This window comes from Comamonas sp. A7-5, assembly GCF_039581385.1.
Lineage (GTDB): Bacteria > Pseudomonadota > Gammaproteobacteria > Burkholderiales > Burkholderiaceae_C > Comamonas > Comamonas thiooxydans.
Map to the genome: position 1 here is coordinate 50,981 of NZ_JBCPWO010000002.1, position 23,779 is coordinate 74,759.

The 23,779-nt window shown below is 62.9% G+C and carries 16 protein-coding genes; 11 read left to right on the forward strand and 5 right to left on the reverse strand.

Annotation, left to right across the window (positions count from 1 at the left end):
• The first annotated feature begins 31 nt into the window (after positions 1–31).
• The 5 genes from AAIL67_RS03245 to AAIL67_RS03265 all read left to right on the forward strand — a co-directional run bounded on the left by AAIL67_RS03245 (position 32) and on the right by AAIL67_RS03265 (position 10,186).
• Positions 32–1,714 (forward strand): MFS transporter, encoded by a 1,683-nt coding sequence (locus tag AAIL67_RS03245; protein WP_034357159.1) that lies wholly within the window; start codon positions 32–34, stop codon positions 1,712–1,714.
• A gap of 259 nt (positions 1,715–1,973) precedes the next feature.
• Entirely contained in the window at positions 1,974–2,966 is a 993-nt protein-coding gene (locus AAIL67_RS03250; RefSeq protein WP_034405911.1) for a porin, read from the forward strand.
• Positions 2,967–3,186: 220 nt separating this feature from the next.
• Positions 3,187–3,324, forward strand: a complete 138-nt coding sequence (locus AAIL67_RS03255) for a hypothetical protein (RefSeq protein ID WP_003059044.1) — start codon at positions 3,187–3,189, stop codon at positions 3,322–3,324.
• Between the two features lie 148 nt (positions 3,325–3,472).
• On the forward strand, positions 3,473–9,409 hold the full coding sequence (gene uvrA, locus AAIL67_RS03260) for an excinuclease ABC subunit UvrA (protein ID WP_343483391.1): 5,937 nt from the start codon (positions 3,473–3,475) through the stop codon (positions 9,407–9,409).
• Positions 9,410–9,424: 15 nt separating this feature from the next.
• Positions 9,425–10,186: a hypothetical protein gene (locus AAIL67_RS03265; RefSeq protein WP_343483392.1), complete on the forward strand. Its 762-nt coding sequence runs from the start codon at positions 9,425–9,427 to the stop codon at positions 10,184–10,186.
• A 192-nt stretch (positions 10,187–10,378) separates the two neighbouring features.
• On the opposite strand, the gene AAIL67_RS03270 is transcribed toward AAIL67_RS03265, so the two are convergent.
• The 5 genes from AAIL67_RS03270 to AAIL67_RS03290 all read right to left on the reverse strand — a co-directional run bounded on the left by AAIL67_RS03270 (position 10,379) and on the right by AAIL67_RS03290 (position 16,354).
• Positions 10,379–11,665 carry a TRAP transporter large permease gene (locus AAIL67_RS03270; RefSeq protein WP_343483393.1) on the reverse strand — a complete coding sequence of 429 codons (1,287 nt, stop codon included), beginning with the start codon at positions 11,663–11,665 and terminating at the stop codon, positions 10,379–10,381.
• Positions 11,666–11,818: 153 nt separating this feature from the next.
• On the reverse strand, positions 11,819–12,334 hold the full coding sequence (locus AAIL67_RS03275) for a TRAP transporter small permease (protein ID WP_343483546.1): 516 nt from the start codon (positions 12,332–12,334) through the stop codon (positions 11,819–11,821).
• Positions 12,335–12,535: 201 nt separating this feature from the next.
• Positions 12,536–13,522: a TRAP transporter substrate-binding protein gene (locus AAIL67_RS03280; RefSeq protein ID WP_034357170.1), complete on the reverse strand. Its 987-nt coding sequence runs from the start codon at positions 13,520–13,522 to the stop codon at positions 12,536–12,538.
• 251 nt (positions 13,523–13,773) lie between these two features.
• Complete coding sequence (locus AAIL67_RS03285) at positions 13,774–14,574, reverse strand: HAD-IIB family hydrolase (protein WP_343483394.1); 801 nt, start codon at positions 14,572–14,574, stop codon at positions 13,774–13,776.
• Positions 14,575–14,725: 151 nt separating this feature from the next.
• Entirely contained in the window at positions 14,726–16,354 is a 1,629-nt protein-coding gene (locus AAIL67_RS03290; protein WP_034357174.1) for a peptide chain release factor 3, read from the reverse strand.
• 266 nt (positions 16,355–16,620) lie between these two features.
• Here AAIL67_RS03290 and AAIL67_RS03295 point away from each other — a divergent pair, with 266 nt between their 5' ends.
• From AAIL67_RS03295 to AAIL67_RS03320, 6 genes are all read left to right on the forward strand, one after another.
• Positions 16,621–17,895 (forward strand): MFS transporter, encoded by a 1,275-nt coding sequence (locus tag AAIL67_RS03295; protein ID WP_343483395.1) that lies wholly within the window; start codon positions 16,621–16,623, stop codon positions 17,893–17,895.
• Positions 17,896–18,003: 108 nt separating this feature from the next.
• Positions 18,004–18,099: a K(+)-transporting ATPase subunit F gene (gene kdpF / locus AAIL67_RS03300; protein ID WP_003061706.1), complete on the forward strand. Its 96-nt coding sequence runs from the start codon at positions 18,004–18,006 to the stop codon at positions 18,097–18,099.
• A gap of 115 nt (positions 18,100–18,214) precedes the next feature.
• A complete protein-coding gene (gene kdpA / locus AAIL67_RS03305) occupies positions 18,215–19,921 on the forward strand; it encodes a potassium-transporting ATPase subunit KdpA (protein ID WP_343483396.1) in 1,707 nt (568 codons plus the stop codon).
• Between the two features lie 65 nt (positions 19,922–19,986).
• A complete protein-coding gene (gene kdpC / locus AAIL67_RS03310) occupies positions 19,987–20,700 on the forward strand; it encodes a K(+)-transporting ATPase subunit C (protein WP_063661981.1) in 714 nt (237 codons plus the stop codon).
• A gap of 3 nt (positions 20,701–20,703) precedes the next feature.
• Entirely contained in the window at positions 20,704–22,794 is a 2,091-nt protein-coding gene (gene kdpB, locus AAIL67_RS03315; RefSeq protein WP_343483397.1) for a potassium-transporting ATPase subunit KdpB, read from the forward strand.
• A gap of 87 nt (positions 22,795–22,881) precedes the next feature.
• Entirely contained in the window at positions 22,882–23,769 is an 888-nt protein-coding gene (locus AAIL67_RS03320) for a TorF family putative porin (protein WP_343483398.1), read from the forward strand.
• Positions 23,770–23,779: the final 10 nt, after the last annotated feature.

Consider the following 23,779-nt stretch of genomic DNA (forward strand, 5'->3'; position numbering starts at 1 on the left):
CGCCTGAAATTCCAAAACCTAGGAGACAAACATGGCCATCAATGCGACAGCACATATGGGAGGTAAATCGGCCCCAAGGCCGATGAGCCCGGAAGAGCGCAAAGTCATCTTTGCGTCTTCCCTCGGAACCGTTTTCGAGTGGTACGACTTCTATCTGTACGGATCTCTGGCAGCCATCATCGCCAAGCAGTTCTTCAGCGGTCTGGATGCGGGATCGGCCTTCATCTTCGCGTTGCTGGCCTTTGCGGCAGGCTTCATCGTGCGCCCCTTCGGCGCGCTGGTGTTCGGCCGTCTGGGCGACATGATCGGGCGCAAGTACACCTTCCTGGTGACGATCCTGATCATGGGCCTGTCCACCTTCATCGTCGGCATCTTGCCCAACTACGCCAGCATTGGCGTGGCCGCACCCGTCATCCTGATCGCGCTGCGCATGCTGCAAGGTCTGGCCCTGGGCGGTGAGTACGGCGGCGCTGCCACCTATGTGGCAGAGCATGCGCCGCATGGCAAGCGCGGTGCTTACACCTCGTGGATCCAGACCACGGCAACGCTGGGCCTGTTCCTGTCGCTGCTGGTGATTCTGGGTGTGCGTACCTCGATGGGCGAAGAGAAGTTTGCCGACTGGGGCTGGCGCATTCCCTTCCTGGTTTCCATTTTGCTGCTGGCCATCTCGGTCTGGATTCGCATGACGCTGTCCGAGTCTCCAGCCTTCCAGAAGATGAAGGCCGAGGGCAAGGTGTCCAAGGCGCCTCTGACTGAGTCGTTCGGTCAGTGGAAGAACCTCAAGATCGTGATTCTGGCGCTGGTCGGCCTGACTGCCGGCCAGGCTGTGGTCTGGTATACCGGCCAGTTCTATGCGCTGTTCTTTCTGACGCAGCAGCTCAAGGTCGATGCCGTGACGGCCAATCTGATGATTGCCGCCGCACTGCTGATCGGCACGCCTTTCTTTGTGATCTTCGGCACGCTGTCCGACAAGATCGGCCGCAAGCCCATCATCATGCTGGGCTGCATTCTGGCCGTGTTGACCTATTTCCCCGTCTTCAAGGCGCTGACCGAAGCTGCCAACCCCGATCTGGCTGCGGCTCAAGCCAAGAACAAGGTGGTCATCGTGGCCGATCCTGCGGAGTGCTCCTTCCAGTTCAACCCCACAGGTACGAGCAAGTTCACCAGCTCCTGCGACGTGGCCAAGCAGGTGCTGGCCGCGGGTTCCGTGAGCTATGAAAACGAAGATGCGCCAGCAGGCACGCAGGCCGTGATCCGTATCGGCGCGACCGAGATTCCTTCGTTCTCGCTCAAGGGCCTGAGCCCTGAAGACGCCAAGGCCAAGGACGGTGCGTTCAAGAAGACTGTGGCGGCAGAACTGGCCAAGGATGGCTATCCCACCAAGGCCGACCCCGCCAAGATGAACAAGGTCATGATGATCGTGATCCTGACCTATCTGGTGCTGCTGGTGACCATGGTCTACGGCCCCATCGCGGCCATGCTGGTGGAGCTGTTCCCGACACGCATCCGCTACACCTCGATGAGCTTGCCTTATCACATCGGCAACGGCTGGTTTGGCGGTCTGCTGCCCACCATGTCCTTCGCCATCGTGGCGCAGACCGGCAATATGTACAACGGTCTCTGGTACCCCATCATCATCGCTGGTGTGACGGCCGTGATCGGCACGCTGTTCGTGCCCGAAACCAAGGATCGCGACATCTACGCCGAAGACTGATGCCAGGCGCTGATGCTGCAATTTATGCAGCATCGCATCAAAGATCTGCAAGGCTTGTGCTTTGCAGGTCTTTTTTGTTTGCTTCAGCACTAGTGGGTTACAGCAGTGTGGCAACAAAGCATCATTGCGTTACTTTTTTGCGATGGAAATCATGCTTTTGAGAGGGGCCAACCTAGAATCACACCTAGCCGCGAGAGGGCCGACAACCTACAAGCCAATGCGGTGCAAAAAACACTATCCCAGGACATAGGAGCACTGAATGACCAAGATGACTCGCATCGCACTGGCCGCACTGGCTGTGATGGGCGCAACCACCGCAATGGCACAGAGCAGCGTGACGCTGTACGGCCGTATCAACACCACAGTCGAACGCCAGAAGGTGGGCGATGAGTCGGTGTCCGGCCTGTACAACAATGCTTCCCGCTGGGGCATTCGCGGTACCGAAGATCTGGGTGGCGGCCTGAAGGCTGGCTTCACCCTGGAGTCCGGCTTCAACTCCGACACCGGTACCGGTTCCGCCTGGACCCATCCCACCACCGGCATGTCCTTTGCGCGTCAGAGCGAAGTGAACCTGTCCGGCGGCTTCGGCATGATCCGTCTGGGCAACTTCGTTCCCGAGTCCTACTACGCAACTGCTGACTACATCAGCATGCACAACCACGACACCGGTTCTTCTTCCGATGCGCTGTACTACGATCCCGTCTGGTTTGGCGGTCTGAGCACCAAGAACAAGATCGGCTATCGCACCCCCAACATGGGCGGCCTGACGGTGGATGCCTCCGTGTCTATGCACGAGAAGGATCCCACGGTCGGTCCTCGCAAGAACGGCTACGATCTGGCTGCAAACTACGCCACCGGTCCTCTGCACCTGGGTGCCGGTTTCAGCAAGGTGGGCGACAACTGGCAAGCCGCACTGCGCGGTCTGTACACATTTGGTCAGTTCACGGTTGGCGCCTACTACCAGCGCAATGACCAAGACCTGATCGGCACACGCAACAACTTCCGCCTGTCCGGTATGTACACCATGGGTGCTTCCGAGTTCCACGTGAACGTTGGTCACGCCAACAAGTGGAGCAAGGTTGCCGACTCCGCAGCTACCCAGTGGACTCTGGGCTACAACTACAACCTGAGCAAGCGCTCCAAGGTTTACGGTTACTACACCCGTGTGAACAACGACAGCGGTGCTGCATATAACGCACCAGCTGGCAAGGACTTCAGCTCCATCGCCGTGGGTATCCGCCACAACTTCTAATTTGTGCACCGCGTAAGCGGTGTCTCCAGCAGCTGCAGCTGATAATGCAGACCATTACTCCAAGTTCATACCCCATGTCGCAAGGCATGGGGTTTTTTCTTATGTGCAGCCTGTCTGGCAGTAAGCCACGCGCAAACTCGCTCAGGCTCAATGGTCGTGCTGACTGGCGTGGCACGAGCGGCTGCACCAGCTGTTTATTCATAACACTCTGGAGACTGATATGTGGAAGCTGGCGATTGGTTTTGTGGTGTTTGCTGCCGTGGCGCTGTTTGTCATCATGAAGGCGGGCGACAAGGTGGATATGAGTGGAGAAAAGCATGGCGCGGATGCGATTCATGCACCGGCAGAGTCCAAATGAAGGCAGCAGCACTCGATCAAAGCCCCGCCAGCCGGGGCTTTTTTGCGCCGGCCCTGGCTGTACGCTGAAACGGTAATGCACATGCGCACCCAAGGCTCATGCCAGGACTGCCTAGAATGTTTGGCCTCCATAGAAAAGACCGCAGAACATGACGCAGGGCCTGATCCGTATCCGTGGTGCTCGCCAGCACAATCTTCGCAATCTGGACATCGATATCCGTACTGGTGAGCTGACCGTAGTCACCGGCCCCAGCGGCTCGGGCAAGTCCAGTCTGGTGTTCGACACGCTGTACGCCGAAGGTCAGCGCCGCTATGTCGAGACCTTCTCCGCCTATGCGCGCCAGTTCCTCGATCGCATGGACAAGCCGGCCGTGGACAAGGTCGAGGGTGTGCCGCCAGCGATTGCCATCGACCAGACCAATCCGGTGCGCAACTCGCGTTCCACCGTGGGCACGATGACGGAGATCAACGATCACCTCAAGCTGCTGTTTGCGCGCGCGGCCCAGTTGTTCGACAGCAGGACGGCCCTGCCGGTGCGCCACGATACGGCGGACAGCATTTATGCCGAATTGGCCCAGCGCTGCGAGGCCGCGGGCGATCCGCGCATTGCCATTACCTTCCCGGTGGAGCTGCCGGCCAATACCTCGGCCGAAGAGGTGGAGCAATGGCTGTCTGCCAGCGGCTTCACCAAGGTGCAGGCCGAGCGCGAAGTGGAGCGCGCTCACCCAGCAGCTGATGAGGTCGCCAAGGGCAAGAAAAAGGCCAAGCCAGCCCCCGAGAAGATCAAGGTGCTGGATGTGATTGCCGACCGCTTTCGCCTCGGCAAGGCCGAGCGGTCCCGCGCCATGGAGGCGATCGAGGTGGGCCTCAAGCGCGGCAGCGGCAGGCTCACGGTCTATGTGTTGCCCGAGAGCGGTGTTGAGGCGACCGAGCCCGAGCTGTGGAAGTTCTCGCTGGGTCTGCATTGCCCCGAGAGCAATCTGACTTACCAGGAGCCGATTCCCTCGCTGTTCTCGTTCAACTCCGCGGTGGGTGCCTGCGATGCCTGCCGTGGTTTCGGCCGAGTCATCGGGGTCGACTGGGGACTGGTGATTCCCAATGAAAAGCTCACCTTGCGCACCGGTGTCATCAAGCCGATCCAGACGCCAGCCTGGAAGGAGATTCAGGACGACCTGATGCGCCATTCCGAGGCCGAGGGCATTCCACGCGATACGGCCTGGTCCAAGCTGACCCGGGAGCAGAAGGACTGGGTGATCGAGGGCTCGCCCAACTGGAACGGCAAGTGGAGCCAGACCTGGTATGGCATTCGCCGCTTCTTCGAGTATCTCGAAAGCAAGGCCTACAAGATGCATATCCGGGTGCTGCTGTCCAAGTACCGCAGCTATACCGAATGCCCGACATGCGGAGGTGCGCGTCTCAAGACCGAAAGCCTGCTCTGGCGCATAGGAGGCAAGCAGGCTGCGGATGCCGTGCTGCCGCCCGGCGACGACAGCGGCAGATACCAGCGCTTCATGCCTCAGGCAGTGGGCTGGAGCCGAGAGCAGCTCGACAGCCTGCCTGGCCTGTGTCTGCACGATCTGATGCGCTTGCCGATCACGCGCCTGCGTGACTTCTTTGCGCAGCTGGCGCCAGACAGCGATGCCGTCAAAAATGATGGTGAAGCCCAGGCATTGAGGATGCTGCATGCAGAAGTCATGACGCGGCTGCAGTATCTGTGCGATGTGGGCATAGGCTATCTCACGCTGGACCGCCAGAGCCGCACGCTGAGCGGTGGCGAGGTGCAGCGCATCAATCTGACCACCGCTTTGGGCACTTCGCTGGTCAATACCTTGTTCGTGCTCGACGAGCCATCGATAGGTCTGCACCCGCGCGATATGGAGCGCATCACCGAAGCCATGCAGCGCCTGCGCGATGCGGGCAATACGCTGGTTGTGGTGGAGCATGACCCGGCCGTGATGTTTGCCGCCGACCGCATGATCGACATGGGGCCGGGCCCTGGCGCACGCGGCGGCCAGATCGTGTTCGACGGCACACCCGAGGATCTGCGCAAGGCCGATACCCTCACTGGCGCCTATCTGGGTGGGCGCAAGCAGGTGGGCTTCGGTCTCAAGCGCATGGTGACCGAGAGCACGCCGCGCCTGATTCTCGAAGGCGCACGCGAACACAATCTGCGCGATATCAACGTGGACTTTCCGCTGCAGCGCCTGGTCACGATCACCGGCGTGTCGGGCTCGGGCAAATCCACGCTGATCCAGGATGTGCTGGTGCCTGCGCTGATGCGCCATTTCGGCAAGCCTACCGATGCGGCGGGTGCGTTCGAGCGCCTGCTGGGCGCGGACCATCTGGCCGATGTGATGTTCGTGGACCAGTCGCCCATCGGCAAGACGGCGCGCTCCAACCCGGTCAGCTATGTGGGCGCCTGGGATGCGATCCGCGAGCTGTTCGCCGTCGCGCCGCTGTCGCGCCAGCGCGGCTACACGGCTGCCAAGTTCAGCTTCAACAGCGGCGACGGCCGCTGCCCGACCTGCGGCGGCTCGGGCTTCGAGCATGTGGAGATGCAGTTCCTCTCGGATGTCTATCTTCGCTGCCCGGACTGCAACGGCACGCGCTATCGCCCCGAGATTCTGGAAGTGAAAATCGAGCGCAACGGCCAGCCGCTGAATGTGGCCGATGTGCTGGAGCTCACTGTGGCCGAAGCCGCGCTGCTGTTTGCGCAGGACCGCGATGTGATCCGCGCTCTGCAGCCCATCGTCGATGTGGGTCTGGAATATGTGAAGCTGGGTCAGCCCGTGCCCACGCTGTCGGGCGGCGAGGCCCAGCGCTTGAAACTGGCAGGCTTCCTCGCGGAAGCGGCTCGCGCGCAAAGCAAGTCCAAGCAGTCGCTGGCCAAGAAAGGCACGCTGTTCCTGTTCGACGAGCCCACGACCGGCCTGCATTTCGAAGATATCGCCAAGCTCATGCGCGCATTGCGCAAGCTGCTCGAAGCCGGCCACTCGCTGATCGTCATCGAGCACAATCTGGACGTGATTCGCGCCAGCGACTGGCTGATCGATCTGGGCCCTGAAGGCGGTGATGGCGGCGGTCTGATCGTCGCTGAGGGCACGCCTGAGGAGGTGCGCCATGTGAAGGAGTCGCACACGGCCCAGGCCCTGCGCGAATACGACCTGGCCATGGGCGTGGGCGGCGAGGCGGTGCGCGAAGTCGCTCCCATGCTCTACAAGCCCCAGCGCAAGGCCCTGGCCGAAAAGGCGCCGCAGGCCAAGAACGCGATCGAGATCGTCAATGCCAAGGAACACAACCTCAAGTCCCTGAGCGTGGATGTGCCACGCGGCAAGTTCAATGTGGTGACCGGGGTGTCGGGTTCGGGCAAGTCCACGCTGGCTTTCGACATCCTGTTCAATGAAGGCCAGCGCCGCTATCTCGAATCGCTCAATGCCTATGCGCGTTCCATCGTGCAGCCTGCGGGACGTCCCGAGGTCGATGCGGTCTATGGCATACCGCCCACGGTGGCCATCGAGCAGCGCCTGTCGCGCGGCGGTCGCAAGTCCACGGTGGGCACGACCACCGAGGTCTGGCACTTTCTGCGCCTGCTCTATGTGAAGCTGGGCGTGCAGCACTGCATCCACGACGATGCCATCGTGCAGCCGCAGACCGAGGAAAGCATTGCCGCGCAGCTGATGACGAATTTCCGCGGCCAGACCATAGGCCTGCTGAGTCCGTTGGTCGTCAACCGCAAGGGCGTCTATACCGAGCTGGCCGACTGGGCCAGACCCAAGGGTTACACGCATCTGCGCGTGGACGGTGAGTTTCTGCCGACCACGGGCTTTCCGCGCATAGATCGCTTCAAGGAACACACCATCGAGCTGCCCGTGGCCAGCGTGACGGTGACCGCGGCCAACGAGAAGGAGTTGCGCGGCCATCTGCGCCAGGCGCTGGAAATCGGCAAGGGCGTGCTGCATGTGCTGTCCGGCATCGAGAACCTGGCCGACGCCATGCAGGGCGGCCGGAGCACGGCCGGCATCGGCGCGTTGCAGGTGTTCTCCACCCAGCGTGCCTGCCCGATCTGCGCCACCAGCTATGCCGAGCTGGACCCGCGTCTGTTCTCCTACAACAGCAAGCATGGCTGGTGCCCCGATTGCGTGGGCACGGGCGTGAAGCTGACCAAGGACCAGCGCAAGGTCTATGACGACACCTTGCTGGCCGACGACAACCGGGGTCGGGAGGTGAAGTTCGAGGGCCAGGAAGTGGAAGATCTGGCCGAGGTGGAATGCCCCAAGTGCCACGGCACACGTCTGAACCCCGTGGCGCGAGCCGTGAAGTTTCACGACGAGGCGATTACCGATATCGCCCAGCTGTCGGTCAGCGATGTGCGCCACTGGATACAGAGTCTTGAGCTTACGGGCCGCGAGGCCGATATTGCGCGCGACCTGATCCCCGAGATCCAGAGCCGTCTCGAATTCCTGGAAGAAGTCGGTCTCAACTATCTGACGCTGGACCGCGGCGCTCCCACCCTGAGCGGGGGCGAGGCCCAACGCATCCGCCTGGCCGCGCAGTTGGGAAGCAATCTGCAAGGTGTCTGCTATGTGCTGGATGAGCCCACCATCGGCCTGCATGCGCGCGACAACCAGATCCTGCTCAATGCCTTGCACAAGCTCGGCGACAAGGGCAACACGCTGGTGGTGGTGGAGCACGACGAAGACACGATTCGCCGCGCCGATCACGTGATCGACATCGGCCCCAGCGCCGGCATTCGCGGCGGCCGTCTGGTGGCCGAGGGCACGGTTGCCGACATCATGGCAGCCAAGGACTCGGTCACCGGGCGCTATCTGCTGCACGCCATGCGCCACCCTTTCAAGCCACGTCTGTGGGTGGGAGAAGGCGAGCCTCCGGTGCAGCCGACTGCTATTAATGCAGAAGCTTCTGACGCCGGAGATATGGAGGTTTCAGATAAAAAACCATCTAAAACCAAGAAAAAGAAAGCGGTAGCTGCTACTGAAAATGTGGTGCAGCAAGACAGCGATGCATTGCACTGGCTCACGGTGCTGGGCGCGAATCTGCACAATCTGCAGAATGTGGACGCGCGCGTTCCGCTCAAGCGCCTGGTGGGCGTGACCGGCGTTTCAGGCTCGGGCAAGTCCACGCTGGCGCGCGATGTGCTGCTGAGCAATGTGGCGGCCTGGGTGCAGCAGCGCTCCACCAAGGCCGGCCGCGATGCCATGGATGCCGGCAAGTCGCCGGCGCTCGTGGGCTGCAAGGGGCTCAAGGGCTTCGAAACCATCGATCGCGTGCTCGAAGTCGACCAGACTCCGATCGGCAAGACGCCGCGCTCCTGCCCCGCGACCTATATCGGCTTCTGGGACACGATTCGCAAGCTGTTCGCCGAGACTCTGGAGGCCAAGGCCCGCGGTTATGCGGCCGGCCGCTTCTCGTTCAATACCGGTGAAGGCCGTTGCCCGGCCTGCGAGGGGCAGGGCGTGCGCACCATCGAGATGAGCTTTCTGCCCGATGTGAAAGTGCCTTGCGAAGTTTGCCACGGCGCACGTTTCAACCCCGAGACGCTGGCCGTGAGCTGGCGCGGCAAGAGCATTGGCGATGTTCTGCAGATGGAGGTCGATGAGGCCGTGGAGTTCTTCGCCTCCATGCCCTCGATTGCCCATCCGCTGCAGTTGCTCAAAGACGTGGGTCTGGGCTATCTGACCCTGGGCCAGCCATCGCCCACGCTGTCGGGCGGCGAGGCACAGCGCATCAAGCTGGTGACCGAGCTGACCAAGGTGCGCGACGATATCGGCCGACGCGGACAGAAGGCTCCGCACACGCTGTATGTGCTGGACGAGCCCACCGTGGGCCTGCACATGGCCGATGTGGACAAGCTCATCCATGTGCTGCACCGCCTCGTCGATGGCGGCCACAGCGTGGTGGTCATCGAGCATGACCTCGACGTGATTGCCGAGGCGGACTGGATCATCGATCTGGGCCCCGAAGGCGGTAAGGACGGCGGGCGCATCGTGGCCACGGGAACTCCCGAGGAACTGGTGAAGATCGGCACCCACACCGGCAAGGCACTGGCGCCGGTGCTGGCGCGGTAGGAGGCGGCGCACACCATGTCCTTCTCGCGTGGCAGATTTCCTGCACCGGCTGAGCTGGCGGCCTCGCGTGTCGCGTGGATGGCGCAGATCGCGCGCCCACCGCTGCCGCCGGCGGTGCAGACCTGGATGACCTGGGCGCTTGGCTGGAAAGATGAGCTGCCGTGGTTGCAGCTTCCTGCATGGCGTGAAGGTGCGGGCAACCGGCTCGCGATGCAGCGTGCCACCGATGCGGCGGGGCTGTGGTCTCAGACTGGTGAGTACCGCTTTGGTCTGGATCTCAAGGCCAGCACGCCCGGTGATCTGCGCTGGATCGATGGTGCGGTGGCGGATGGCTGGAGCCCGCACTGGCTGGTGCTGACCCATGGCCTGGATGGCGACCCGCTGATCGGTGACATGAGCCGGCCCGAAGTGCCTGTGCTGTGGAAGTGGCATGACGAGCCGCACCGCGCGGCCAGGCTATTGTTCGCCTCGCTTGAGGAGTTGATGGCGCATGTGCAGGCCACGGCCGCCAAAGCGCCACTTGTGCCGCGTGAAACGCGCTCTTCCACTATCTTCTACACCGTGCGCCTGCTGGAGCTGGGGCCCGATCCGGCCAGGGTCATGCTGGCGCTCAGGAAAATCTTCACAACGATGTCTGCGCAGGAGCTGCTGAAACTCAAGACCCGGCTGCCGCTGACGCTGCTCGACGATAGCGTCAGCGTCTTGCAAAAGGACCGCCTGGTGCAGCATTTCGGGGGGCTGGGCGCGCGCGTGGAAGTGAGTGAACGTCGCTTGTAGCGCGCACGCAAGGGCGGCCGATACGGCGCATGCAGCGCGTCCTTCCAAAACACAATTCACCATCATCACACCTCACCCGCGCCATTTCTGCCAAGGCAGGTTCATGGTGTTCATGGGCAGCGGCACCGATTATTTGATCGAAAAAAAGGCCCGCGTGATGCACGCAGGCCTTGTGGTCCAGCACAGTCCGCTTTACTGGAAGCCCAGCGTGTGCGGCAGCCAGGTCGACAGCTCGGGGATGAAGGTCAGCAGGCACAGCACGACGAAGTGGGCCAGCAGGAACAGCGGCATCTCGCGCGTCAGATCGGTGATGGACACGCGCGTCGATACGGCCGTCACGAACAGCAGGCCGCCGACCGGCGGCGTGATCATGCCCAGCGTGAGGTTGACGATCACCACCATGGCGAAGTGCGTGGGATCGATGCCCAGGCTGAAGGCGATGGGCGCGAGAATGGGCACCAGAATCATCACGCCGGGCAGTGGCTCCATGAAGATGCCGAAGACCAGCAGCAGAATGTTCACGGCAATCAGGAACATGACGGGCGAGAGTTCCCAGCTCACGATCAGCTCGGACAGATACTGCGGAATGCCTTCCACCGTGAGCACCCAGGCAAAGGCGGCCGAGGTTGCCATCACCAGCAGCACCGAGGCCGTGAGCATGGCCGAGCGCGCCAGGATGCCGGGCAGGGCCGACCACCTGAGCGTGCGGTAAACCCATTTGCCGCAGACCAGGGCATAGAACACGGCCACGACGGAGGCTTCCGTGGGCGTGAAGATGCCGAAGCGGATGCCGACCACGATGAGCACGATGAGCATCAGCGCGGGGATCGCCTTGAAGCTGGTGCTCCACATCTCGCGAGCAGAGGGGCGCGGCTCGGTGCTGCGGTAGTCGCGCTTCTTGCAGACCCACCAGTTGACGGCCGCCATGGCCAGCGCGATCAGAATGCCGGGAATGAAGCCGGCCATGAACAGGCCGCCCACGGACACGTTCTCATCCTGCAGCGCATAGATGATCATGCTGACCGATGGCGGAATGATGGGGCCGACGATGGCGGTGCTGGCCGTCAGCGCGGCTGCATAGGGGCGGCTGTAGCCGGCCTTGTCCATCATCTTGACCATCATGGAGCCAGGTCCGGCTGCATCGGCCAGGGCCGAGCCCGAGATGCCCGAGAACATGGTCAGCGACAGCACATTGGCATAGCCCAGGCCGCCGCGCAGATGGCCGACGAACTGGGCGGCAAAGCGCAGCAGCACGGCCGTGAGCGCACCGCCCGACATCAGCTCTGCGGCCAGGATGAAGAAGGGCACGGCCATCAGCGGAAAGCTGTCGATGCCCGTGAACATTTCCTTGAAGACGATCAGCTGTGGATAACGTCCTCCCACGAAAACCGCCAGGGCTGCCGAGATGGCCAGCGCAAACGCCACCGGAAAGCCCAGCGTGAGCAGGGCGATGATGGCAACAAATAAAGTGATACCCATGATGTTTCAATCGATCAGAGATTCATGGCGCAGCGCATGAAACTGGCGCGCCCCAAGTGAGATACACCGAGGAAGGGCCGCCCCGCACCGAAGGTGTGTCTCCCTCCCGCGAAGCGAGAGAGGGGGAAGCAGCGAAGCTGCACAGGGGGTGTTTCATATAGACGCTGCAGCATCCGCATCCATTTCATCGGACTCGGCGAAGTTGCCAGCGGTGATGTAGCCGCGTGCGATGAACAGCAGATGGATCAGCATCAGCACAAAGCCCACGGGCATGGCCGCATAGATATAGGAGATCGGGATGTCCGTGGCCGCCGTGGTCTGAAAGCGCGTGGCGTACACATACTGCGAGGAGGTCACGGTCATCACGACAAAGAAGACCGCCAGGATCAGCACGACAAAGCCGCGCATGGCCTGTGCCTTGCGGGCGCTCACGCTGCGGTGCAGATTGTCGATGGCCACATGGCCGCCAAAGCGCAGCACCAGGCCTGCGCCCAGGAAAGTGACCCAGATCATCATGTGGCGGGCCACTTCTTCGGCCCAGACGATGGAGTCGCCCGTGGTGTAGCGCAGCACCACGTTGGCAAAGACGATGCAGGCCATGGCCAGCAGCAGCAAGATCAGCAGCCAGCGATTGCCGGCCACGAGAATGCGTTCGATACGATCAAGCATAGGAGTGGGGGTGAGCAGGCGCAGCGGCACGGAACGCCGCAAGAGCTGGCTGCATCACAAAGTTGAGAGCTGCATCATCATCGGCAGGAATTGGCGCAAGTCCATTCGTGCTGACCGCAGCCGGGCAAGGACCGGCCTTGCCCAGGAGGGAGAAAAATGCATAGGTCCGTCTCCGAGGAGACAGGCCCATGTTGGCAGTGCTTACTTGACGGCGGTGATGGAGTCCAGCGTCTTCTGGCCGAACTTCTTGGCGTATTCCTTGTACGCGGGCTCCAGCGCTGTGCGGAAGGCGGTCTGGTCGACCTTCTCCACGACCTTCATGCCGTTGGCCTTGGCTTCTTCCACGCCCTTCTTCTCCACGTTGTCCACAAAGGCGCGAGAGGCCAGAGCACCCTTCTTGGCAGCTTCGGTGAAGGCGGTCTTCTGGGCGGCGTTCAGCGATCCCCAGAACGAGGGCGACACGATCAGGGCCATGGGGGCGTAGACGTGGGAGGTAAGGGTCAGGTGCTTTTGCACCTGCCACAGCTTGGCGGACACCAGCACGGAGATGGGGTTCTCCTGGCCGTCAATCGTGCCTTGCTGCAGCGCACCGATGACTTCGGGCCAGGACATGGGAGTGGGCGAGGCACCCAGGGTGCGGAAGGCCGTGATGTGCACGGGGTTCTCGGTCACGCGGATCTTCAGGCCCTTGAGGTCGGGCACGCCATTGACGGCATGCTTGTTGTTGCTCAGATGGCGAAAGCCCTGCTCGCCCCAGGCCAGCGCGATCAGACCGCGCTTCTGGAACTTGGCCAGCAGCTCCTGACCGAAGGCACCGTCCATCACGGCACGTGCGTGCTGGGTGTCGCGGAACAGGAAGGGGATGTCCACCACGCCCACATCGGGCACGAAGTTGCTCAGCGCTCCCGTGGAGACGATGGCGGCTTCCACGGTGCCCAGCTGCAGGCCTTCGATCAGCTCACGCTCGCCGCCCAGCGCGGAGGCGGGGAACTGCTTGAACTTGTAGGCACCGTTGGTGCCTTTTTCCACGCCTTCGGCCCAGGCGTTGGCGGCAGCGCCGTAGTGGGAGTTGACGGCCAGCGCATAGCCGATCTTGACTTCCTTGCCCTGGGCAAATGCAGTGCCTGCGCTCAGGGCGGCTGTTGCTGCCACGGCCGTGGCGACGAAGGTGCGGCGAATCATGCGCATGGTGTTGGTCTCTCAGAAATGTTTTGAAATGAATCAAAAATTGTAGTGAGTGCCAACCGTGGGTTTTTACGCATCCGGGGGTCGTCTTGTACGGGTGGATGCATCGTGTTTGGCGATGGATGGGCGTCAAAAAAGGCCTCCGTGCCGGCAAGCACGGAGGCCTTTGAAAATGAGAGCTGCTTGCGCTTGTTGTCAAACGATTTCAGATTGTTTTGATATTGAAATCATTAAGCAAAGAGCGGTTGCAGCTACTATTTTTGCTGAGCCAGCAGCAGCTCTGCGAGCTGAACAAAGCCGTCGCCGCGCTCGGCCGTGGTCACATGGCGCGGCAGATGCCTGAGCTGGGGCACGAAGCGCGCGATATTGGCCACGCCCACGCTGTGGGGCATGTGCTCGAACATCTGCTGGTCGTTGGTCGAGTCGCCGATATACACCCAGCGCGTCAGCGTGGCGTCCAGATCGATGTCGAACAGCTCGCGAGTGATCCAGCGTGCGCCTTCGAGCTTGTTGTGCTCGCCGAACCAGCCGTTGATGTGGATGGAGCTGACGGTGGCATTCATGCCGGCTGCCTTCATGATGGCCACGCACTGGTCGATCTGTGCCTGCGGCATGTGCGTGAACTCGCTGTGGTCCACGGCGATATCGCATTCGCGGCCGGCCGAGTCCGTGGCGCGTTTGGCGCCGGGCACGGTGGCCTCGATCTGCTCGAGCACCTGCTGCATGCGGGCAAAGTTGCGGGCGCGCTCGTCGGCAGATTGCTGGTAGAGCTTGTCCAGGCTGCCCTCGGCATTGCGGCGCAGGGCCACGGCTCCGTTCTCGGCCACGATGGCGTCCACGGGCCAGGCCGATGCAAACGGCACGCTCCAGCCCACGGGGCGGCCGGTGATGGGCACGACCTTCAGGCCCGCATCCTTGAGGCGCGCAATCGCGGCCACCACATGCTCGGGCACCACGCCGTCGGTGGTCAGCGTGTCGTCGATATCGGTCAGCACGCCCAGCAGCTTGGCAGGTGTCCGCAGTTCAGACAAAGGGCGCAGAAATTCTTGGCTCACAACAAACTCTCTCGATGTTGATCCTCGCCTGAGGCTAGCGCGGTCCAACTCAGAGACATCGAGCAAGAGCCGCCTCGCAGCGAGGATGTCGTCCCCCTCCGGCGAAGCCAGAGAGGGGGAAGGCGCGAAGCGCCTCAGGGGGTGATCACGCTCAGTTCGCTGAGCCCAGTGCCAGGCCCGCATGCTCGCGCAGCGGGTGGAAGTGGATCTTGGGGAAACGCTCCTGCGCCAGGCGCACGTCATAGGGGCTGGTGCACAGATAGGCCAGGGTGTCGGCCGCATCATGTGCCAGACGCATGGGGTAGGCGTTCTCGAACTCGCGCAGCTCGGCGGGCGAGTCAGCCGTGATCCAGCGCGCCCCGGTGTACTGGCAGCCTTCCAAGCGCACGTCGCAGTCGTACTCGGTCTTTAGGCGGTGCTGCACCACTTCGAACTGCAGCTGACCCACGGCGCCCAGCAGCATATTGCCGCCGACATCGGGCTTGAAGACCTGGATCGCGCCTTCCTCGCCCAGCTGCATCAGGCCTTGCTGCAGCTGCTTGGTGCGCAGCGGGTTCTTGAGCACCACGGTCATGAACATTTCGGGTGCGAAGAAGGGCAGGCCGGTGAACTGCAGGCTGGGGCCGTCGGTGATGGAGTCGCCCAGCTGCACGCCGCCGTGAATCGTGAAGCCGATGATGTCGCCAGCATAGGCCTCGTCAACGGCCTCGCGGCGCTGGCTCATGAAGGTCACCACGGACGTGGGGCGCAGCTCCTTGCCGGTGCGCTGCACCTTCATCTTCATGCCGGGCGTGTACTTGCCGCTGGCCACGCGCACGAAGGCGATGCGGTCGCGGTGGTTGGCATCCATGTTCGCCTGCACCTTGAACACCACGCCTGCGAAGGTCTTGTCTTCAGGGTTAATGGTGACTTCTTCGCGCTGGCGGTTCACTTCGGTGAAGGCGACGCGCGGGCCGGGCGGGGGCGACATGTCGACCACGGCGTTCAGCACTTCCATCACACCGAAGTTGTTCACGCCGGAGCCGAAGAACACGGGGGTCAGCTTGCCTTCCAGAAACGCCTGGTGATCCCATTCGGCCGATGCGCCCTGGGCCAGTTCCATGCTCTCGATGGCATCGTCGTAGGCCTGGCCGAAGCGGGCACGCAGCCTGTCGACTTCCGTCAGCGGGATGACTTCGAAGTCTTCGGGGCGCTTCTCGCTGCCGGCGGCAAACACCGTCATGCTCTGTGTCTGCAGATTGATGATGCCGCCGAAGCTCTTGCCCTGGCCCACGGGCCAGGTGATGGGGCAGCAGGGCATGCCCAGCTCGCGCTCGACTTCGTCCATGATGTCCAGCGGGTCGCGCACTTCACGGTCGAACTTGTTGACGAAGGAGATGATGGGGGTGTTGCGCTGGCGGCAGACCTCGATCAGGCGGCGGGTCTGCGATTCCACGCCGTTGGCCGCGTCGATCACCATCAGCGCCGAGTCCACGGCCGTCAGCACGCGGTAGGTATCTTCCGAGAAGTCCTTGTGGCCGGGAGTGTCGAGCAGGTTGATCACATGGTCGCGGTAGCTCATCTGCATCACCGACGAGGCCACCGAGATGCCGCGCTGCTTTTCGATTTCCATCCAGTCGGAGGTGGCGTGGCGCGAAGCCTTGCGGCCCTTGACGGCGCCGGCAATCTGGATCGCGCCCGAGAACAGCAGCAGCTTTTCGGTCAGCGTGGTCTTACCCGCGTCCGGGTGGGAGATGATGGCGAACGTACGACGGCGCCGGGTTTCTGGGGCGTATGACACAGTATTGAGAGCTGTAAATACAGCCGGAGAACGCCGGCTGTGACAACAAAAGGTGCGGCGGTCCGTTTGCCGCACCAGGCCCGCACCCATGCAGGGCAGACCTGTGAATAAGTCTTGAGGGCGCTTATTTTAACGGCAGGGCCAATTCATGGAGATGCTCCGGCAAATGCGGGGCGGGCGACGCCATTGCCCAAGGCCGCTGGCTCCGGCAACTGGCAGATGCGGAGCACAATAGCAGCCTAGTCTCCGGTCCTTATTTGCCCCTCATGAACAGCGCCCCGCAGGATGTGAACACCTCCTTGCCCATCCAGCCTCCAGCCTCTGCCGCCCCGGTATGGATCAAGCGCGGCACGCCCGAGTACCGGCGGGTCAGCGTGGCGCTGTTCCTGGCGGGGTTTGCCACCTTCTCCTTGCTGTACTGCGTGCAGCCGCTGCTGCCCGAGCTGGCCCACAGCTTTGCCGTCAGTCCGGCCCAGAGCGCGCTGGCGCTGTCGGTATCCACGGCCTGCCTGGCCGGCTCCATCGTGCTGGCGGGGGCCTTGTCCGAAGGACTGGGGCGGCGCAAGCTGATGTTCATCTCCATGGCCCTGGCGGCGCTGTGCAATCTGCTGGCTTCGTTCATGCCGCAGTGGCATGCGCTGCTGGCCGCACGCGCGCTGGAAGGCTTGCTGCTGGGCGGCGTGCCTGCCGTGGCCATGGCCTATCTGTCCGAGGAGATCGACCCGCCCGGCCTGGGCTTTGCCATGGGCCTGTATGTGGGCGGCACGGCGCTGGGCGGCATGCTGGGCCGGGTCGGCATGAGTGCGATGACCGAGTTCTGGGGCTGGCGCCACGCCATGGCTGCACTGTCGGTGCTTGACCTGCTGGCCGCCCTTGGCTTTGTCTGGCTGCTACCCAACTCGCGCAACTTCATCAAGAAGACCGGGCTGGGTGCCCGGTATCACCTGCAGGCCTGGGGCCGGCATCTGCGCCACCCGGGCCTGCCGCTGCTGTTTTTGATCGCCTTCGGCCTGATGGGCGTGTTTGTCAGCATCTACAACTATGCCGGCTTTCTGCTCAGCGCATCGCCCTATGGTCTGAGCCAGTTGCAGATCAGCCATATCTTCTACGCCTATCTGCTGGGCACGGCGGCGTCGCCGATTGCCGGGGGGCTGGCCGACAGGCTGGGCCGCGGCCCGGTGCTGGTCGCTGGCACTTTGCTGATGGCCGCAGGCGTGGTGCTGACCCTGTTGCAGCCGCTGGCCGTCATCGTGGCCGGCATCGTCCTGCTGACGGCAGGGTTCTTCATCGCGCATTCGGTGGCCAGCGGCTGGGTGGGGCGGCTGGCCACGCAGTCCAAGGGGCACGCATCATCGCTATACCTCTGGGGCTATTACATGGGCTCCAGCGTACTGGGGGCCGGGGCGGGCTGGTTCTGGTCGCGCTGGGGCTGGACGGGCGTCGGCTTCGTGGCCTTGGCTGTGCTGGCGCTGGTCATCGTGCTGGCCTTGCGCGTTCAGTGGCTGGCCGGGGTTGCGGCCGCGAATCGAGCCGCTTCTTGATGCCGTCTTGATATCGGCAAGGCCAATCTCTACCCGTTCTTGACGGGCGAATTCCTACAGTTCCTCCATCGCAATCAAGCCGCGTGAACGGCTTGCGGGAGGAATGAAATGACCATCACCTGGATCGAAGCCCTGGCCGCCCTGACGGCGCTGGGGCTGTTTGCCTATTTGGGCTATGCGCTGCTGCGCCCCGAGAAATTCTGAAGGGGCCGCCATGCAAGTGCTGCAAGACCTGATTTTTGTGAGCCTGACAGTGGTCTGCTTTGTCGGACTGCTGGGCTTTGTGCGCGCCCTGGCGCGTCTGTGAAAGGGGTGGATCATGTGGTTACCCTGGATGGAATTTGCCGCCGTGCTGACGGCGGCAACCTTGCTGACCATACCCATGGGCCAATGGCTGGCACGCTGCTTTACCAGCGAGCGTCATGGCTGGCTGGAGCGCCTGAGCTACCGGGTCATGGGCGTGAACCCGCAGGAGCGCATGGGCTGGCAGCGCTATGGCACCGCTATGGTGCTGAGCAATGCGCTGATGATGCTGCTGGGTTATCTGCTGCTGCGTCTGCAGGGCGCACTGCCGCTGAACCCGCTGGAGATCGCGGCGCAGGCGCCCGACCTGGCCTTCAACACCGCAGCCTCCTTCATCACCAATACCAACTGGCAGGCCTACTCGGGTGAGAACAGCCTGAGCAATGCGACACAGATGGTGGTCATCACCTTTCTGATGTTTGCCGGTGCCACCACGGGTGTTGCTGCCGGTGCCGGCTTTGTGCGCGGCCTGGCGCGCTCAAGCGCACAGGATATCGGCAACTTCTGGGTCGATTTCGTGCGCGTGTTCTGGCGCGTGCTGCTGCCGCTTTCCTTCATCATGGCCCTGGTCTATGTCTGGCAGGGCATTCCGCAGACCCTGCACGCCGAGGCCGTGGCGACGACGCTCGAAGGGGGCCGACAGCAGCTGCTGATGGGGCCCGTGGCCAGCCTGGAGAGCATCAAGCATCTGGGCACGAATGGCGGCGGCTTCTTCGGCATGAATGCAGCCCACCCCTTCGAGAACCCGACGCCGCTGACCAACCTGCTGCACATCCTCTCGATGCTGCTGATCCCGGCCGGCATGACCTATGCCTTCGGCTCCATGCTGCTGCGCCGCAAGCAGGGCTGGGTGCTGTTTGCTGCCTGCATGGTGATGTTCGTCGGCTTTCTGAGCCTGGTGTTTGTGGCCGAGCAAAACGGCAGCCAGTTGCTGGCGCGCGCCGGAGCCGATCAGCAATACAGCCTGACCCAGAGCGGCGGCAATATGGAGGGCAAGGAGCTGCGCTTCGGCATTGCCGATACAGCCTTGTTCGTGGCTACCACCACCGCGGCCACCACGGGTTCGGTCAATGCCATGCATGATTCGCTGACCCCGCTGGGCTCCATCACGCCGCTGGCGCAGATGATGCTCAACTGCGTCTTCGGCGGCGACGGCGTGGGACTGATCAACCTGATTCAGTACGCCATCCTCACGGTGTTTCTGGCCGGCATGATGATTGGTCGTACCCCTGAATTCCTGGGCAAGAAGATCGAGGTGCGCGAGATCAAGCTGGTCATGCTTGCGGTACTGGTGCCGCCGGCCTGCATTCTGGGCTTCACGGCGCTGGCCGCGCTCTGGCCGGATGCCGCAGCCAGTCTCAACAACCGCGGCCCGCATGGCTTCTCGGAGATTCTCTACGCCTATGCCTCGGCCACGGCCAACAACGGCTCGGCCTTTGCGGGGCTCAATGCCAACACGCCGTTCTTCAACACCACCACGGGACTGGCCATGTTGGCGGGGCGCTTTCTGACGCTTGTGCCCATGCTGGCCGTGGCTGGCAGCCTGGCTGCCAAGGCCACCGTGCCTCCGGGCCCGGGCACTTTCCCCACGGCCACGCCGCTGTTCATGGGCCTGCTGGTGTTTGTGGTGCTGGTGGTGGGCGGGTTGACCTTTTTGCCGGCGCTGGCTCTGGGGCCCGTGATCGAGCACCTGCAAATGCTTGTGGCTCAGCTGTACGCCTGACGCCTTCTTCCAATTGATGCCAATGGTCTGCAGTCCATGCACGGCTTCAGACCAGGGAGCAAATCATGAAAACATCGACTCAAACTCTTTGCGCTTCAGTGCTGCCAAGCCATGCACAAGCGCAGCCCGAGGCGCAATCCGCCTCCTGGCCACATCTGCTGGGCTCCAGCGTGCGCGCCGCCCTGCTGGTGATGGTGGTCTCCGGCATTGCCTATCCCTTGCTGACCACGGGTGTGGCGCAGGCACTGTTCCCGCATGCAGCCAATGGCAGCCTGATCGAACGCCAGGGCCGGATCGTGGGCTCGGCCCTGATCGGTCAGCAATTCACCGGGCCGCAGTACTTCCATGGCCGTCCCAGCGCCACAGTCGCTCCCGATCCGAGTCAGGAGGGGGCAAATATTGCTGCTCCCTACAACGCCGGCCTGTCCGGTGCCAGCAACCAGGGGGCAACGCACAAGGACTTGTCCGAAGCCGTGGCGCAGCGTGTCGCACAGTACCGCGCCGATAACGGTCTGGCCGCAGACCTGGCGGTGCCGGTGGATGCGGTCACGGCGTCGGCATCGGGCCTGGACCCGCATATCTCTATGGCCAATGCGCTGCTGCAACTGCCGCGTGTGGCGAGGGCGCGAGGGCTCTCGCCAGACCTGGTGCAGCCATTGCTGGCGCAGAAAACAGAGCAGCGCACGCTGGGCCTGCTGGGCGAGCCGCGCGTGAACGTGCTGCAACTCAATCTGGCGCTGGATGCCTTGCAACCCGCCAACAGCGCCGCGAAGGAGTAAGCCATGAGCGCAAGAAAAATGACGGCAGGCCGCAGCCTGCTTGACGCCGCGTTGGTGAAGTCGGCGCTCTGGGATGCGCTGCGCAAGCTCTCGCCACGCACGCAGTGGGCCAACCCGGTGATGTTTGTGGTGTATCTGGGTGCGATCCTGAGCAGTCTGTTGTGGTGGCAGAGCCTGATGGAGCCGGGCAGCGAGAACAGCGGCTTTGTCCTGGCGATTGCGCTGTGGTTGTGGTTCACCGTGCTGTTTGCCAACTTTGCCGAGGCATTGGCCGAGGGCCGCAGCCGCGCCCAGGCCGCCAGCCTGCGCGGCATGAAGCGCGATACGGTGGCCAAGCTGCTGCAGCAACCGCATTTCGGCAGCTCATGGATTCCCATGCGCGCCAGCGAACTGCGCAAGGGCGTGGTCATCTTCGTGGAAGCCGGCGACACGATTGCGCTTGACGGCACGGTGATAGAAGGCGTTGCTTCGGTGGACGAAAGCGCGATCACAGGCGAATCGGCCCCCGTGATCCGCGAGGCCGGAGGCGACTTCTCGTCGGTGACCGGCGGCACGCGCGTGCTGTCGGACTGGCTGGTGGTGGAAGTCACGGTCAATCCTGGCGAGTCGTTTCTCGATCGCATGATCTCCATGGTCGAGTCGGCCAAGCGCCAGAAGACTCCCAATGAGCTGGCTCTGACGATCTTGCTCGTGGGGCTGACGCTGGTCTTTTTGCTGGTCATCGTCACGCTGTGGCCCTTCTCGGCCTTTGCGGTGTCACAGGCCGGAACGGGCTCGGTGGTCGGCATTGCCGTGCTGATTGCGCTGCTGGTCTGCCTGATTCCGACCACGATTGGCGGCCTGCTGTCGGCCATTGGTGTGGCCGGCATGAGCCGCATGATGCAGGCCAATGTCATTGCGACTTCGGGCCGGGCCGTTGAGGCTGCCGGCGATGTGGACGTGCTGCTGCTGGACAAGACCGGCACCATTACCCTGGGCAACCGCCAGGCCTGCGAGTTTCTGCCGGCCCCCGGAACGAGCGCCGCGCAGCTGGCCGAAGCCGCACAGCTCTCGTCTCTGGCAGATGAGACACCTGAAGGCCGCAGCGTGGTGGCTCTGGCCAGGGAGCGCCATGGCTTGCCTGATCGCAGCAGTGCGGATTTTCCGGGCGAGTTCGTACCCTTTACCGCTCAGACGCGTATGAGCGGGGTGGATCTGCAGAGCCCGCAAGGCTTGCGCAGCTTGCGCAAGGGCGCTGCCGATGCCGTGCGCCGGCATGTCGAGGCGCTGGGAGGCAGCTTCCCGGCTCAGGTGCAACTGTCCGTGGACAATGTCTCGCGCAAGGGCAGCACGCCTTTGGTGGTGGCCGATGGCGCCAAGGTTCTGGGTGTGATCGAACTCAAGGACATCGTCAAGCCGGGCATGCGCGAGCGCTTTGCCGAGCTGCGCCGCATGGGCATAAAGACGGTGATGGTGACGGGCGACAACCCGCTGACGGCTGCCGCCATTGCCGCCGAAGCCGGGGTGGATGATTACCTAGCCGAAGCCAGGCCCGAAGACAAGCTGCAGCTGATCCGCTCGCACCAGGCGGCGGGCCGCCTGGTGGCCATGACGGGGGACGGCACCAACGATGCTCCGGCCCTGGCCCAGGCCGATGTGGCCGTGGCCATGAACAGCGGCACCCAGGCTGCCAAAGAGGCCGGCAATATGGTGGACCTGGACTCCAACCCCACCAAGCTGATCGAGGTGGTGGAAACCGGCAAGCAGATGCTGATGACGCGCGGTGCGTTGACCACCTTCAGCATTGCCAATGATGTGGCCAAGTATTTCGCCATCATTCCAGCCGCCTTTGTGGGCACTTATCCGCAACTGGCCTCGCTCAACGTGATGCAGCTGCACAGCGCCGATTCCGCCATCCTGAGCGCCGTGATCTTCAATGCACTGATCATCATCGCCCTGGTGCCGCTGGCCTTGCGTGGTGTGCAGTATCGCGCCGTGGGTGCGGCCCTGCTGCTGCGCCGAAACCTGCTGATCTATGGCATGGGCGGGCTGATCGTGCCGTTTGTTGGCATCAAGCTCATCGACATGCTGCTGGCCGTTCTGGGCCTCGTCTAAGTCATATCCAGGCCTTGCTTTCTCGTTTCTCGGGCTTGTCCGCGTTCTCTGCGGGCGCGGCAAGTCTGATCTGTTTGCTTCACCATCATGCGTCTCTCCCATCTCCAAAAACCATTTCACGCCTCGCGCTCCTGGGTCATCGGCTCTGCGTTGCTGATGCTTGCCTTGAGCTGTGCAAAGCCCTCTGCTGCCGAGGAAACAAAAGCGCAATCTGCTTCTGAAAGCTCAGCTCCTGCGCAGGCCGACAACAGGTCTTCCCTGACCGGCTCGCTGAGCCTGATCAGTGACTACCGCTTTCGCGGCATCTCGCAGACCTGGCAAGGTGCGGCCGTGCAGGGCGCAGTGGAACTGGCCTTGCCCAAGGGCTTTTATCTGGGCACGTCGCTGTCCAATGTCTCTACCAACAGCTACGGCCGGGGCCAGGGGCTGGAGCACGATATCTATGGTGGCTGGCGCGGCGAGCTCGTGCCTGACTGGTTGCTGGATGCCGGGCTTTTGCAGTACCGCTATCCCGGCGCACGCCTGGGCGCAAGCGATGGCAGCAGCAAACGCTTTGACACCACCGAGCTCTATCTGGGAGCGACTCATGGTGGTCTGAGCATCAAATGGTCCGTGGCACTGACGCCTTATTTCGGCCTGGGCGAGAGTACCGCCGACTCGGCGTTCGCCACTGCGCTGCAGCCGGCAGGCAGCAGCCGCGGCAGCCAGTATCTGGATCTGAACTATCAGCATCCGCTGGGCGATCTCGCCACCTTGGGCCTGCATGGCGGCTATACCTGGGTGCGCAATTACAGCGATGTCTCCTATGCCGACTGGCGCATCTCGCTATCCAGGGCCTGGGGCCCATGGACTGCATCGCTTGCGTACGCGGGTACCTCGGCCGATGCCAGGTACTACAGCGCCGTCAACAGCCGTGGCCAATGGCGTGATCTGGCACGCAGCGGCTGGCTGCTGGGCCTGAGTGCCGGGTTCTGACCGGACTTGA

Excerpts from the sequence above, each read along its gene's own strand:
- AAIL67_RS03245 (WP_034357159.1), top strand. The coding sequence starts at position 32 with ATGGCCATCAATGCGACAGCACATATGGGAGGTAAATCGGCCCCAAGG.
- AAIL67_RS03250 (WP_034405911.1), top strand. The coding sequence starts at position 1,974 with ATGACCAAGATGACTCGCATCGCACTGGCCGCACTGGCTGTGATGGGC.
- AAIL67_RS03255 (WP_003059044.1), top strand. The coding sequence starts at position 3,187 with ATGTGGAAGCTGGCGATTGGTTTTGTGGTGTTTGCTGCCGTGGCGCTG.
- uvrA (WP_343483391.1), top strand. The coding sequence starts at position 3,473 with ATGACGCAGGGCCTGATCCGTATCCGTGGTGCTCGCCAGCACAATCTT.
- AAIL67_RS03265 (WP_343483392.1), top strand. The coding sequence starts at position 9,425 with ATGTCCTTCTCGCGTGGCAGATTTCCTGCACCGGCTGAGCTGGCGGCC.
- AAIL67_RS03270 (WP_343483393.1), bottom strand. The coding sequence starts at position 11,665 with ATGGGTATCACTTTATTTGTTGCCATCATCGCCCTGCTCACGCTGGGC.
- AAIL67_RS03275 (WP_343483546.1), bottom strand. The coding sequence starts at position 12,334 with ATGCTTGATCGTATCGAACGCATTCTCGTGGCCGGCAATCGCTGGCTG.
- AAIL67_RS03280 (WP_034357170.1), bottom strand. The coding sequence starts at position 13,522 with ATGCGCATGATTCGCCGCACCTTCGTCGCCACGGCCGTGGCAGCAACA.
- AAIL67_RS03295 (WP_343483395.1), top strand. The coding sequence starts at position 16,621 with ATGAACAGCGCCCCGCAGGATGTGAACACCTCCTTGCCCATCCAGCCT.
- kdpF (WP_003061706.1), top strand. The coding sequence starts at position 18,004 with ATGACCATCACCTGGATCGAAGCCCTGGCCGCCCTGACGGCGCTGGGG.
- kdpA (WP_343483396.1), top strand. The coding sequence starts at position 18,215 with ATGTGGTTACCCTGGATGGAATTTGCCGCCGTGCTGACGGCGGCAACC.
- kdpC (WP_063661981.1), top strand. The coding sequence starts at position 19,987 with ATGAAAACATCGACTCAAACTCTTTGCGCTTCAGTGCTGCCAAGCCAT.
- kdpB (WP_343483397.1), top strand. The coding sequence starts at position 20,704 with ATGAGCGCAAGAAAAATGACGGCAGGCCGCAGCCTGCTTGACGCCGCG.
- AAIL67_RS03320 (WP_343483398.1), top strand. The coding sequence starts at position 22,882 with ATGCGTCTCTCCCATCTCCAAAAACCATTTCACGCCTCGCGCTCCTGG.